Raw genomic sequence first — 13,410 nt, 5'->3', positions numbered from 1 at the left:
ATGACGCCACCACGACCCCTCCCCTGCCACGACGACCCGGGGCTGCAGCCTGAACGAACAGATATGGCGTGGGGACGCACCACATTGTCCCTGGTAGTGGCCGCCGCAACCTTCTTGCGCTGGCTGCCCCACCACGGCTGGTTCGTCGGCAGTCTCGTCGCGGCTGCCACCCTCACCGCCATTACGATTAACTTCACCCGCAAGCGGCGATTACATCGCAGTATCCAAGGGATCAACCAAGAAGCCATCACCCCAGTCATAGCCTCCACGACCGCCCTCGCCGGAAGCGTAGTTATCCTGTCCCTGCTCGGGATCTACACCATCCTGTTCCTCCCACTCAATCCGTGATTGCAGTGTCAGAATTACGCCGGAACAGAGTTTGAGCGAAGTACCGTGAAACCGGCTTATCCAGTCCTGAAGTGCTTGGCCCACGAGTGGGAACTCGTCAGCTTGGGCACACCCAATCTGACGTCAGGAAACGCTGAAAAGATCGTCAGAATAGGGTGCGAAAGCCAGTTTCTGCACATGCCCAGGGAGAAGTCTTAGATTCAACTCTGACTGCCGTCCCTGTTGCTGAGCTTGTGTCGGCGGGTGCCCGGCAATTGTGGAACAGCCTGTTGCGTAATTGTCCAGATGCGGTCTGGACAATTACGATTCCTAGCTGCACGGGCTGCACCTGTCCGAGCCTTGCCTTTCCTCGAATCTGCGGCAATAGTGCCGCAAGCTGTGGCGCTATTCCGCAGTCCGCCTCATCCTCCACACGCCCAGCATCGGTGCCACAGTTGTCGCAGGCCGCCCACGCACCAATCACGGGTCAACTAACCACACCTCTGGCATCCAAGGTCATCACCGTTAGGACGGCTCACGTCTGGTCATGTAGAAACCGGACGCAGCTCAGATGAACTGGCGTGACCATCAAGACATGTGAATTGTGCAGTGATGATCAGGTCGGGAATAGGGGGAATATAGGGGCCACTCCCCCTCGGCGGATGACTGCCCCGGCCGAACCTTTCCTCCCAAGATCCCGACAAGAAGATGGCGGTGTGGGACATGGGCTCAGAGGAAAACGCCGCCCTCCATCGCCTGGATGTGCGCTTTTTTTGATTGGGTATCCCCTCTGCCGAAGGGGTAGCGCATTCTGTCGCCAATGGCTGTACCAAGCGTTATCTTTGCTGGAGAGCGACAAAATTTCCCGTGCGGAAGCGCGAGGTATAGCCGGGCCGACGGCGTAGTGAACCTCCCCCGGGGTTCAACCCCCCAGTCGTCGTCGGCCCCCAATCGTTGGGCTTGCGTCGAAGCCGGCGACCAAACTTTGAAGTACGGTGGCGCCAGGCTCCGCTTCCATCCTGCATGACTAGTCATCAAGACGCTAACCGCGGAGGATACCGCCAAGGCATCCGACCTCCTAAGCCCCGGTGATTACCTATTCGTTGTGCTTCCGACAGGAGTAAGCAATCAAGCTTGCGCAAATATTGCTAAGCATGCTTATGATAGAGCTATTCGGATGGGGATCCGGTGTGAAGGGGAAACGAAAGAGGGTGCGCTCAGCGGACGGGGCGCACCCTTTCCCTTGTCCTCTCATTTCGAGCGAAACGTAAAGGAAAGGCAAGCCATGATTGGTTTCATCGTTGCAGGCCTCGTCATTGGAGCCCTTGCCCGTCTCATCAAGCCAGGCAAACAAAATCTGAGCATCTTCGCCACGCTGCTGCTGGGCCTGGCCGGGTCTGTCATCGGTGGTGTCATCGCCAGCCTGTTGGGAACCGGCAACATCTTCGAACTGAACTTCCTTGGATTCATCGTTGCCGTCATCGCAGCAGTTCTTCTCATAGGAGTCGCGGAAGGGATCTCTGGTCGCAGGAGTGTCCGCCGGTAGCTGCCACACAACGGAAGATTCCAGGAGGGTGCGCCCAGCGGACGGGGCGCACCCTTTTCCGCGTTCTGGGTACGGCCGAAGAACGCAATTGGAGACGCCTCCCCCATGGCGAATGACGAGTTTGCAACGTTCTCCGCCAGCCCCACGCGCCGCGGGATGTCGGGCGCATGATGGTCGCATGCAGCGAATCATTGGTTGGGCAGCGGCCGCCCTCGTGGTCACAGTTGTTTTCGGAACCATGTATGTCTGCCTGCAGCAGGTCATCCGGCATTCCGCGAACATGGCTCCGGCTGCGGCTGCCGCTGCACAGGTGCAGGAGATGCCTTCGGCCACCCCAAATACACCCCGGCTTGAGCTGACCCCAGACAGCGGCGTCTTTGTCATCGTTTACGGGCGGGACAACTCCCCGGTCACCAGCTCGGTGACGCTCCATGGGGTGGTTCCCAGTCTTCCTGGCGGGGTCCTTGATGCCGCGCGCGCTTCGGGGTCGGATGCGGTGACGTGGCAGCCCGAGCCTGGGCTGCGGTTCGCAGTCGTTGCCCGCCCAGCCGCTGGCAAGGTCGTCGTCGCGGGCCAATCACTGGCCCCATTCGAGGACAACAGCGACAGGACACTGCTCTTCCTGGCTGCAGGGTGGCTCGGGAGCATGATCGTACTCATCGCGGCGTACCTGGCAACGGCTTTGGCCGGGCGCCGGAAAGGCCCCGCCGCGTGACCCAGACCACGCGCCAGGCCCCGAACCCGGAATGGGTGCAGATGTATCGGGCCGGCATCGCGGCCACCAAGATCGCAGCCGTGACCGAGGCACCCCACTCGGTGATCCGCTACCACTTGGCCATTGCGGCGAAGCAGGATCCGGGTCTGCGCGCCGCCCACAAGTCCGCCGCCCCGGTACCGGCGCGCGTCACCGGACCCGGGAAGCGGAACCTGGAAGACGTGCTGACGTTCTACGCAACCGAGGGGCGGCTGCCCGTGACCGGAAGGTCCCGCCGGGAATCCACCCTGGCGGAATGGCTAACCCGCCGCCGCAAAGACGCCGCAGCCGGCGCCCTCTCCCCTGCCTATGCCACTGCCCTCGACGCTATCCCGAACTGGCGGGACCACTCGACGAAGCGGGACGCAGACGCGGCCCGATGGAAGCAGCGGCTCGCCGAGGTCGCCGCCTGGGTTGCAGCCGGGAACGACTGGCCCCGGCACCAAAAGACCGGCGACCGGGAAGAACGGACACTGGGGGTGTGGTTGCATACCCAGCGCATCAACCAACGGGCCGGGAAGCTTACCGCGGCCAAGGAGAAACAGCTGAACAAGGACATACCGGGCTGGCGGCAAGGACGGGTGCGGCGGGGCCGAAACAGCCCGTCGGGCATGGATTGAAGTTGCAGGCCATCCAGTGATGACTGGCAACCTGCGTCGCGGGACAATGAGGAAGACAACAAGCCGCACTCCCGCTAGTCCTGAGGACGAGCCGCTCCCTTCGCTGAGGGACAACCGGCCGGCCGGCCTGCTATGCGTAAAAACGGGAGTCCGCGCAGCCGGGGGTCAGGCATTCAACCAACGCCAGCTTCCACTTTTCAGCCGAGCCGGGGTCGGATTCATCGTAGACCCGCTGCCATGTCGGATAGGCCGTCTCACCACAGATGGGACACACCGCAGTGTAGGTGCGTCTCTCTTCCGGCGAAAATTCCCGGTCATCTTTCATCTGTCCATGCTAGACCGGGGCACGGTCGGAAGTACGCGCCTGCTCAAACAACTCCACACGTCGTTCCCCTTCACTCCGCTGCGCTGCAACGCTTCTCCGCCTTTCGCCAACGCCATACGGACGACGTCCGCCCGCCGGCTTCGAGATCCTCCAGGGAGTCCAGCGCGTCATCGTTTTCGAACGGCAAATGACCCCCTGCGCAACTCCAGACTTAGTCCAGACCGTTCAGTCGATCGTCGTGTGTGGCTGGTAGTGTCCGGGCATGGATGAACTGCTAACAGACCAGGCGTTGGCCGCTGCTGCCAGGGAACTGGCAGGCCGTGCCGGTTACAACCCCGGCTTCCTGGGAGTTCCGGTCCCGATCCCCGAACTGCCCCACGTGAAGACTGTCCTGCTGCCATACACCCATTTCTCGGTTCTGATGCGCCCGGACAAGCGGCTTGCCGCGGTCACGGCCTTGGGCATGGACGGGAAGAAGCTCATGGACCTGGACCGGGCCGGCATCCAGTGGCGGCTTGATCCGCGCCTGCCCGAGGACCAGCAAACCGGGGAGCGCGTCTACGCGCACAACGACATCGACCGCGGGCACCTGGTCCGCCGCGCCTCCGCCGTGTGGGGCGATACCGGCGCGGAGGCCGCCCAGGCGAACGAGGACACCTTCCACTACACGAACGCGGCCCCACAGGCAGCGAAGTTCAACCAGGGCATCGAGCTCTGGCTGGGGCTGGAGTCCTACCTCCAGGAAAACGCCGCAGACAACAGCCGGCGCATCGTCGTGTTCACCGGGCCCGTTTTCGGAGCAACGGACCCGGTATACCGCGGCGTGACCATCCCCCTGAAGTTCTTCAAGGTCGCCGTGTTCCTCCAGGGCGGGAAGCTGGGGGCCACCGGCTACGTCGTGGACCAGACACCCCAACTCGCTGATTTGCCGGATGTACCCCGCCCAGGTGTCACCGACGAGGCCCCGCCGCTCGGTCCGTTCCGGACCTTCCAAGTCCCTATCCGGGACATCGCTGCTCTCACCGGGCTGGGCCTGGACCAGCTGGTGGCCGTAGACCGGATGCCGATCGCCTCTACCCTGCCCAGCGCCCGGGTCACCGAAACCTGGCGGGAGCTGCACTCCCCCGAAGACCTGGACCTGGACTTCGACCTCGGCCAATAGCGGCACGACCTGCCGCTGCTCTCTTCGCCTGCTACCGCTGAGGAAGACCGAAAAAGCTCTTCGGGTCGTCCGCCACAGGTCGTGGTGGAAGACGAGGGCGTCCATAGGCCGGGTATCCAGGAAGAGGACCGCGACCTCGCGTGAGTGGCCGACGGTGTACCGGGAGGGCCCCTCCAGCCAGGAATGAATGCCGGAGAGTTCCGATCCTGTTCCTGCACTGCCTTTCGACACCGGCCCTATATCCAACCCTGACGGAAGGTCAGCGAAAGGGATAGCAGGCTGCGCTTTCTTCCGACTGTCCACACCGCAGGACCGGCGACGGGCTGATGGCGCCTGTCTCGCCCACAAGAAGTACGAAAGCGGCAAGGAACAGGAGCGCGTGCCTTTCGGCACTCCGAATTAACCTACCGAGTCCTGCGTACCAAATTTATTTACCTTTTGCCCCATCCATGTCGATCCCGGCAACGAACCATTGTGTGTAGGACCGTCCCTGTCGCGTGCGCGGCCGGGGCATTGCCGCTGTAGCCAAACGGAGGCAACCTGACGCACGCAGCGAAAAGAGCCAGCCACCATGGGCGAAATACAGTACGACCAGTTCCTCAGCGATGCCACAATCTGCGACCCGAGGTCCGGATGCAACCTCGCACCTGATGCCCTGTATGGGCTCTACACGAGCTGGTGTCACGTCACTTGTCGGGCGCCACGGCCAGAAAAGGTGTTTTGGTCTGCAATGCAGAGCCGCGTCACCCCGCACCTGAACGGCTTACGAATGACAGGCGCGGCAGCGACGGACTACATCCTCAGCACCCATCCCGCACTGGTCTGAGCCGAAGCGGCAACAACGCGCGAGACCTGCCGTCCACCAGAGAAGTTCCGGGTACGACGGTCCCCTGGCAGTAGGGGGAAACCGAGCATCAGAGACATGCTAGGGGGAATTGAATAGGGCGCGCTCAGCGAACTGAACTGCTCCCCGGAAGATGCACTGAGAAACGCAGTTCCGACTCCCGGAGGAGCAGTTCAAACGGGGCGCACCTTCTTCACATCAACGCCACAGGAGGACACGTGAACGACTCCGAAACGAAGGACCAGCCCGGCGATGTGCCCAAACGACCCACAGGGGGCCACCCCGAACACGAAACCCGAGGAAGACCGACCCATCACCGAGGACGCCGACGGTACTCCCAAGGAGAACCCCTCGGGAGGCTGAGGCTCATGATGCACGGCCTGCAAGGCACTGAGGTAGTAAGCCGGGCTCGCTTTACAGGTGGAAAACGGTCATGCTGATGAAGAGTCGACCGAAAACCGGCAGCTTTCCAGCCGGTCGCCGGCTCAAGGGCAGCGCTTTTATGTGCGGACTCTCTGTCGGGCCGTTACGCAGTCAGCGGCGACGGTGGCATCCCAGTAGCAGTGCGGCCGCCGTGGCAACATTGCTCGGCAGCGACGGCCCTTGCGCCGTTATCGGCCATAACGGCCGGGTTCAAAAACGGCACCGAAACGATTACAGGCGGCCGAAAAGAGCACCGGGATTTACTGGCGCGTGACCCGGGCACGGCGTTCTTTACGGTTCCGCCCCGAAGCGGCCACAACCCTCGTTTGTGGCACCCGGCGCGCCTACTCTTGTGCTGTCCAACCTCACCACTCCCCCTTGGATGGCACCACTCATGAAGAAACTCCTCCTCTGGCTCACGGCGCTCCTCGCGGCCGTGGGGCTGGCTGTCGTGGCTCCGGGGCCCGCCTCGGCAGCAACGTATTGCGGTCTCGACTGGGGATCCCTGGCTAAATCCTGGCCCGGGATGAGCACCGCCTCCGTCACCAACGTCCGGACAGGGCAGCAACCCTGCTTCGACCGGATGGTGGTTGACCTCAACGGCCCCGTCAAGGGCTACACGGTCCGCTACGTCCCGGAAATCATCCAGGACGCCAGCGGCTACACGATCCCTGTGCTGGGCAACGCCCGCCTGCAGGTCACCGTGAACGCACCCTCATATGACAGCAAGGGCAACGTCACCTACAACCCGGCCGCCAAGGCCGAGCTGTCCAACGTGGCCGGCTACCAGACCTTCAGGCAAGTGGTTTACGCCGGAAGCTTCGAAGGGTCCACCAGCATCGGCCTCGGCGTCCGCGCCCGGCTGCCTTTCCGGGTCTTCACCCTGGACGGACCAGGCTCCGGAACCCGGCTGATCATGGACGTCGCCCACTTCTGGTGACGTCATCCAGAAAAGGTGCCGCACACCGCTGATCCGGCGTGCGGCACCTTGCTGTCTGCCCGCTACACCGGAGGCTTGAAGAAGCTCTTCGGGTCGTCGGCGCCGAGCAGATCGTGGTGGAAGACGATGGCGTCCACGGGCCGGGTGTCCACAAACAGGACGGCCACCGTCTGGGAGTGAACCACGGTGTACCGGGTGGGTCCATCGAGCCAGGAGTGGATGCCGGTGTACTCCTCGACGACCAAGCCGTTACCGAGCAGGCCCCGCTCCTCAAGCAGGTCGAAGACAAGATTCCAGGCGAGATCCATCAGTTCATGGATGGCCGCCTCCACCGTTGGAGCCGTCATGAGTCCATCGTCCTCCCGCGCACCCACAGGATTGCGGAGGCGCTCCGCGCGTTTCAAGCCTGGCAGAACCCGTTTGTGTGGATGACCTTCGAATTCAATGTGTACGGCAGTGGCGGGTACCAGAAACCGGCAACATCTTGCCGAAATGCCGGCGCCCGGGCTGAAATGCCCCCATTGCGGGGGGACCGGCAACATCCTGCCAGTGCAATCCCTCCTGGATGGCCGCCCGCTACATCATCGCCGAGGCTGCCGTGTCCTGGCCCAGGGGCGGGCGCTAACCGACTCTGGACTCGTCCAGCGCACCCAGCAAGCCTTCGGTGTCTTCGACGTCGTAGAAGGCGACGCTCTGCCCGAGCCCGAAGCTGAAGAAATCCGTGCCGGTATTTTGGTACATGCCCAGTAGCCCTGCCATCCCCTGGTACCCGAATGTCACACTCACATGCCGGCCGTCTTTGGCCCGGTCGATCTTCGTTGGCAGGCCGCTGACGGGAGCTTCCGAAATTGACCTGTCCCCGGTGCAGACAATTGCCCGACGATCCGTGAGTCCGTAGGCCGTTACGAGCTTCCGCCGCCTCTTGAAGATGAACCTGCCAAAGATGAAGTAGAGCCCCACCAAAACGAAAGGGACGCCCCAGAGGATGAAGAAAGGCTGCTTGACCATGGTGACCGCACCGATCTCCCAGAAGATCGCGAAGCCACCCCAGAGGATACTGAACGGCACCAGAAAAGCATCCGCACCAGTGAACCGAACCCGAGGATCAGGACGACCGACCGATAGCAGCCTTTCGCCTCGTCGGAGGAGTGGCACAATCCGGCTGCGCGGGTCATCCATGCCCGAAGTCTTACACAGCAGCCGCTAGACGGGAATGGGTACCAAAACCCAGATCAGGCGCCCTTTACTTGGCGGTGAGTTCGCTGCGGCGGAAGGTCCCCGCGATGGAGAGTTTGCGGCCGTATTCGATGGACCCGTACCGGAACAGGTGCACGGCGAGCCTGATGATGAGGGACCCGACGACCAGGAGCTCGACGATGACGATGGCGGCTTCGACCGGGTTCAGAGTGCCAAAGGCGTTGCGCAGCAGTGCGGTGACCGGGGCGGTCAGCGGGAAGTACGTGAAGACCTGCACGATCAGCGCGTTCGGGTTGGAGATGACCAGGCTGAATGTGTAGAAGGGGATGAACATCATCGCCATCAGCGGGCCGAAGATGGTGCCGGCTTCCTTGGCGGTCGGCATGATCGCCCCGATGGCCACGAGCACCCCGGTGAAGACGGTGAACCCGCCCACCAGAAGCAGGGCGCCGGTGATCATTGGGCCGGGTTCAAAGACCAGGGAGGACAGGTCCATGTCCGGCAGGGCCAGACGGTCCCGGAAGAACAGGTAGGCCAGCCCGACCGGGGCGAGGAACACCAGGATCTGCACCAGGCCGACCATGAAGAGGGAGATGATCTTGCCCGTGATGAGCGTGGTCGGGTTCAGGGTGGTCAGGATCATCTCGGTGACCCGGTTTTCCTTCTCCTCCAGGGTCGAGTTCAGCATCTGGTTCGAGAGCAGGATCATCGAGATGTAGAAGACCACCAGGAACAGCATTGGCGGGATCACTCCCCCGACGCCGGCGGCAACTTTGTCGTCCTTGAACGTTTCTGAGTCGAACTGGACTTTGCCGGTCAGGGCCGCCGTCAGCCGAGGCGAGCCCACAGCGTACTGGGCCGAAGCCTCCAGCAGCTGCTTGGCCACGGCCTCGTACTTGCCGTTCTCGAACACGCCCTTGTCGGCCCCGTAGACCTTCACCGGCTCCTTCGTCGGGTCGGCCGGGAACTGGAAGTACGCCTCGCTGCTGCCGTCCTTCACCGCGGCGATCGCCGCCTCGGGGTTGTCGGAGTAGGTCCCGCCGGCGGCCTTGGCGCCCGGAGACAGGATGATCCCGGACGCATCGGTGTACGCGAAGGAGAACTGCGCGCTCTTCTGGGCATCCGCGCTGGCCTTCGAGCTGGCGTTGGACGCATACACGAGGGCGAACACGACGATCAGGAGGACGGGAATCGCCAGGGTCGCAATCACGAAGCCCTTCTTCTTGATGGTGCGGACGAACTCGAACGCGACCACGGTGCCGAGGTTGTGCTGTGTCAGTGCCATGGTCAGCCTTCCGCCAATTCATGCTGCTCGCCGTAAACCTTGATGAAGATCTCATCCAGGGAAATCCGTGCCGGAGTGAAAGACCGGATCCCGGCCCCGGTCTCCACGAGCTCGCGCAGGACCTTCTCCTCGGACGCCCCCTGCCGGGGTGCCAGCTCAGCCCTGCCGTCCCCGGCGGAGATGACGTCGTAAAGGTCCGATTCTGGGAGGACGCCTTCGTAGGTCACCCGGTAGAGGGTGCCGCCGAACTCCTCCTGGACTTCCTCAACCGTCCCGTAGGCGCGGGCGACGCCGTCCTTGAGCAGGATCACCCGGTCACAGAGCCGTTCGACCTCTTCCATCTGGTGGGTGACCATGATGACGGTTGCCCCGGCCCGCTTGTGCTCTTCGATGATGTCCATCAGCAGCCGCCGGTTCACCGGGTCAAAGCCCTTGGTCGGCTCGTCCAGGATCAGCAGCTCCGGGTTGTTCATGATGGTCACGCCGAGCTGGACTTTCTGCTGCTGGCCACCGGAGAGCTTGTCCAGCCGGGTTTTGGCCTTCTCCGGGATCCCGACCCGTTCCAGGTAGTTCTCGGACCAGGACCGGGCGGCGTTCTTGGACAGGCCCTTGAGCCGGCCGAAGTAGACCATCACGTCCAGGACGGGTTCCTTCTTGTACAGGCCGCGTTCCTCCGGCAGGTACCCGAGCCGTGCCCCGTCGCGGGGTTCGAAGACCTTCCCGTCGATGTGCAGGGTCCCGGCGGTGGGCTGGTAAATGCCCAGCAGCGCCCGCAGCGTCGTGGTCTTCCCCGACCCGTTGCTGCCAAGGAACCCGAAGGTCTCCCCCGCGTGGACGTCGAAGGACAAGTCCCGGATGACCGTCGTGTCCCCGAAGTCCATCCGGAAGTCCTCGATGTGCACAAGCGGCTCCGCCGCGTCCCCCAAGGTCATAGTGCCAGCCTAGCCTCCAACCAGTCCGATCATTCATGCACCTGAAGGGCGTGTGGAGGCGGAGTCGGTCATGAGCGAAAATTGCGACGAAAGTGGCCTCCGGTCGGGAACGCCTTCTACCGTTGAAGACGAGATCCTGCCATTGTGGGAGGCCCTTCCAGTGGAGACAGGGCCGGGGGCATGGTTGAGACGCCGATGCCCCCAAAGGATCGCCGTCGGCCTACACTCTCTGGTCCGGGCAGAGGCCTGGGCCCATTAAGCTTCCTTGCCAATGGCCGTCTAAACGCCCGTTCCCGAATCACCCAACGCATCAAATTGCTCCGGCATCGTTTCACTCAACTGGTTGAGCCCTACATGGTGGGGTTGCCGCATGAGTTGCCCCTGACTGATCTTCCCCTCACAGAAGGACCCCGCATGCCGAAGCCAACCATCGCCCCCGGAGATCCCTGCTGGGTCGACCTCATGACCTCTGATCCTGAGCGGTCGCGCCAGTTTTATTCCAGCCTGTTCGGCTGGACCTATGAAGCGGGCGACGAAGAGACTTACGGCGGCTACGTGATGACCTTTGCCCAGGGCGCGCCGGTAGCCGGAATGATGCGGAACGACCCGAGCACCGGCCAACCGGATGCTTGGACGACATACCTGCGAGTGGAAGACATCCATGGAACCGAAAAGGCTGCACTCGCGGCCGGCGGACAGGTCTTGATGGCGCCGATGGAGGTACCGGACCAAGGACACATGGCCGTCTTCGCCGACGCCGGGGGAGCCGTCATCGGCGCCTGGCAGTTCGGAGGCCACACCGGGTTCCAATTGACAGGAGAACACGGCGCCCCGTTTTGGCACGAACTTCACACCCGGCACTACGCGCCCTCCGTGAAGTTCTATCAGGATGTATTCGGCTGGAACACCTCCGTCATGAGTGACACCGAAGACTTCCGCTACTCCACCCTCGGATCCGGGAAAGAATCACGGGCGGGCATCATGGACGCATCTTTCTACCTGCCCGAATCCGTGCCCTCGAACTGGCAGATCTACTTCGGTGTCGAGGACGCCGACGCCGCAACGACCACCGCGTCCTCGCTCGGCGGCACCATTATCCACCCGCCCGAGGACACGCCCTTCGGTCGCATGGCAACCCTGACCGACCCAACAGGCGCAGTATTCAAGATTGCCCAGAGACTCACCCCCCAGCCCTGACGGCAGACTCGCTCGTGCAGGACAAGCTGGTCCAGTCTTGAGCGAACCCTGTGCCCGCCGTGGGTTGTCCCTTTAGAAACAGGTCTTACCGTTAGGGTCAAGATCCTGCCGTTGGGGGAGGACCTTATAAATGGGAAAAGGGCCGGCGGTCCAAGGCATCCCTGAGATCGGATGCCCCAACGCCGCCGGCCCAACCCGCTCCCTGGGTTCGAACTGCGTTACCCGGCACCCGGCGCTGACCTCCTCGTGTTCTCCGGGGCTCGTGCGCGTCAGCCGGTTCCGCAGCTCGGACAGATCTCGGACTCCCATCGCTACCGGGACGGCAGCCGATTCCTTTCGACCGATGAAGATTCTTCAGCGCTCTGCAGCACCGTTCGATTCGCGCCTTCCTAACCTCTGAGTTGAAGGTGTTACGCCCGGATGAGTTTCCAAGGGCCTTCGTTTCCTTCGGTGCGACCGATTCGGGTTTTACGATTGGTGACCACATCCAAGTGGTCATTACGGACGTAGATGCGGGCAACCAGGACGCGAAGACCAACGGTAGTGTAGCGAGGTCCCGTTCGGTCAGTTCGACCAACGGTCTTCTTGAACTGCCTGATCTTTTCTTCGGCGTCGTTCCACTCCGCGAAACTCGGCCGTACGGCGACGGCACAGGCTTTCCTCCCTACCAGGGCAGCGGCGTACGTGAATGGCAATGCACTTCTCCACCATCTGGGACGACCTAAGCGCACTTGAGCAGGCTGGACCAGACTTACGAGGGGGCGGCGGGAGGGAGACGCTGAATTGTGCAAACAGTGTCTGCACAATTCATCGAAGTCGCTATTCGTTGCCTAGGTCCAAGGCGTTAACGATTGCTTCGGGGGACGGCAAGGCCTGCTGCTCTGCTTCAGGCAGTGTCTCGTAGGTATACGAAGCAACAGCTAATGGTTGCGCCGCTCGGTCCAGCGCATAGCGAACGGTGTGCTGGTTCTTGGATCCGCAGACAAGGATCCCTACCGCGGGCCGCTGCCTCGGGAGCCTGATCCTGTCGTTGACAACTGAGACGTAGAAGTTCAGCTGACCCAAGTGCTCAGGTTTGAATTTGCCGGCCTTTAGTTCGACCACCACATATCGATCGGTTGGTATGTGGTACAGCAGCAGATCGATGTAAAAATCGTCACCGCCGACCTCGAGATGCACCTGGCGGCCAGCGAACGCCATCCCTGTCCCGAACTCCATGAGCGTTTGAGAAATGCGCAGAGTCATGGCTTCTTCGATGGCAGCCTCGTCGGCTTCTGCTGTCAGGCCGAGAAAATCCAGCACAAGGGGGTCTTTCGCGACCTCACGCGCCAAAGCCGTGCCCTCCCCTGGAAGACGCGCCTCGAGATTGTTGGGCGCCGAGCCTTCTCGTTCGTGAAGTCGGGAGATTATTTGGTGTTCCAGGACGGCCAGGGACCAGCCGTGCCGGACGGATCGCTGGGCGTACCACTCGCGCAGGTCTTGGTCCTGTAATCGGTCGAGGAGGGCAACGTTGTGACTCCAGCTAATTTGTGCAGACACTGTCTGCACAAACTCATCTGGGATATTCCATGCCTCCGCGAAAGCACGCATGTAGTACAAGTTTCTGCGAGAAAAGCCTTTCATGTGCGGGAATTCTCTGCGCAAATCATCGGCCAGGCGACCGAGCACCTTACTCCCCCAGGGTTCAGCCTGCTGCCGCTCTAAGATGGTGCGGCCGATCTTCCAGTAGAGCTCGATCATGGCCGCGTTGACGGCTCGCTGGGCACGCAGCTGGGCGGAAGCAACCAACGCCTTCAGGGACTCTAGGGCTACGGCGTAGCCGCTTGGCAGTTCAGGCTCAATCGCAGACACGCATCCA

13 protein-coding genes are annotated in these 13,410 nt (G+C 62.3%); 7 read left to right on the top strand and 6 right to left on the bottom strand.

Annotated features, from left to right (window positions below):
• The 4 genes from J7I84_RS17000 to J7I84_RS16985 all read left to right on the top strand — a co-directional run bounded on the left by J7I84_RS17000 (window position 1) and on the right by J7I84_RS16985 (window position 3,247).
• Window positions 1-348 carry a DUF202 domain-containing protein gene (locus tag J7I84_RS17000; protein ID WP_214945727.1) on the top strand — a complete coding sequence of 116 codons (348 nt, stop codon included), beginning with the start codon at window positions 1-3 and terminating at the stop codon, window positions 346-348.
• 1,264 nt (window positions 349-1,612) lie between these two features.
• A complete protein-coding gene (locus tag J7I84_RS16995) occupies window positions 1,613-1,873 on the top strand; it encodes a GlsB/YeaQ/YmgE family stress response membrane protein (protein ID WP_214945726.1) in 261 nt (86 codons plus the stop codon).
• A 178-nt stretch (window positions 1,874-2,051) separates the two neighbouring features.
• A complete protein-coding gene (locus tag J7I84_RS16990; protein WP_214945725.1) occupies window positions 2,052-2,588 on the top strand; it encodes a hypothetical protein in 537 nt (178 codons plus the stop codon).
• A complete protein-coding gene (locus J7I84_RS16985; protein ID WP_214945724.1) occupies window positions 2,585-3,247 on the top strand; it encodes a helicase associated domain-containing protein in 663 nt (220 codons plus the stop codon). The genes J7I84_RS16990 and J7I84_RS16985 overlap by 4 nt, the downstream gene beginning before the upstream one ends.
• A gap of 130 nt (window positions 3,248-3,377) precedes the next feature.
• Here the strand turns inward: J7I84_RS16985 and J7I84_RS16980 are convergent, their stop codons facing one another.
• Complete coding sequence (locus J7I84_RS16980; protein WP_214945723.1) at window positions 3,378-3,572, bottom strand: hypothetical protein; 195 nt, start codon at window positions 3,570-3,572, stop codon at window positions 3,378-3,380.
• Between the two features lie 262 nt (window positions 3,573-3,834).
• Here J7I84_RS16980 and J7I84_RS16975 point away from each other — a divergent pair, with 262 nt between their 5' ends.
• Together J7I84_RS16975 and J7I84_RS16965 are read left to right on the top strand one after the other, a co-directional pair.
• A complete protein-coding gene (locus J7I84_RS16975) occupies window positions 3,835-4,734 on the top strand; it encodes a DNA/RNA non-specific endonuclease (protein WP_214945722.1) in 900 nt (299 codons plus the stop codon).
• A 1,661-nt stretch (window positions 4,735-6,395) separates the two neighbouring features.
• Window positions 6,396-6,941, top strand: coding sequence for a hypothetical protein (locus tag J7I84_RS16965; protein ID WP_214945720.1), 546 nt, complete (start codon window positions 6,396-6,398; stop codon window positions 6,939-6,941).
• A gap of 62 nt (window positions 6,942-7,003) precedes the next feature.
• Here J7I84_RS16965 and J7I84_RS16960 read toward each other — a convergent pair whose 3' ends face one another.
• The 4 genes from J7I84_RS16960 to J7I84_RS16945 all read right to left on the bottom strand — a co-directional run bounded on the left by J7I84_RS16960 (window position 7,004) and on the right by J7I84_RS16945 (window position 10,355).
• A complete protein-coding gene (locus tag J7I84_RS16960) occupies window positions 7,004-7,288 on the bottom strand; it encodes a hypothetical protein (protein WP_214945719.1) in 285 nt (94 codons plus the stop codon).
• Window positions 7,289-7,562: 274 nt separating this feature from the next.
• Window positions 7,563-8,009: a hypothetical protein gene (locus J7I84_RS16955; protein WP_214945718.1), complete on the bottom strand. Its 447-nt coding sequence runs from the start codon at window positions 8,007-8,009 to the stop codon at window positions 7,563-7,565.
• A 175-nt stretch (window positions 8,010-8,184) separates the two neighbouring features.
• Complete coding sequence (locus J7I84_RS16950) at window positions 8,185-9,423, bottom strand: ABC transporter permease (protein ID WP_214945717.1); 1,239 nt, start codon at window positions 9,421-9,423, stop codon at window positions 8,185-8,187.
• Window positions 9,424-9,425: 2 nt separating this feature from the next.
• A complete protein-coding gene (locus J7I84_RS16945; protein WP_251046741.1) occupies window positions 9,426-10,355 on the bottom strand; it encodes an ABC transporter ATP-binding protein in 930 nt (309 codons plus the stop codon).
• A 414-nt stretch (window positions 10,356-10,769) separates the two neighbouring features.
• Here J7I84_RS16945 and J7I84_RS16940 point away from each other — a divergent pair, with 414 nt between their 5' ends.
• Window positions 10,770-11,552, top strand: a complete 783-nt coding sequence (locus J7I84_RS16940; protein WP_214945716.1) for a VOC family protein — start codon at window positions 10,770-10,772, stop codon at window positions 11,550-11,552.
• An 819-nt stretch (window positions 11,553-12,371) separates the two neighbouring features.
• Here the strand turns inward: J7I84_RS16940 and J7I84_RS16935 are convergent.
• Complete coding sequence (locus J7I84_RS16935) at window positions 12,372-13,403, bottom strand: PDDEXK nuclease domain-containing protein (protein ID WP_214945715.1); 1,032 nt, start codon at window positions 13,401-13,403, stop codon at window positions 12,372-12,374.
• Window positions 13,404-13,410 lie beyond the last annotated feature (7 nt).

It is taken from the genome of Arthrobacter sp. ISL-85 (genome assembly GCF_018613675.1).
Taxonomy (GTDB): Bacteria; Actinomycetota; Actinomycetes; order Actinomycetales; family Micrococcaceae; genus Arthrobacter.
Note: the sequence above shows the minus strand (reverse complement) of the source record. Positions and strands in the feature narration are given on the sequence as shown.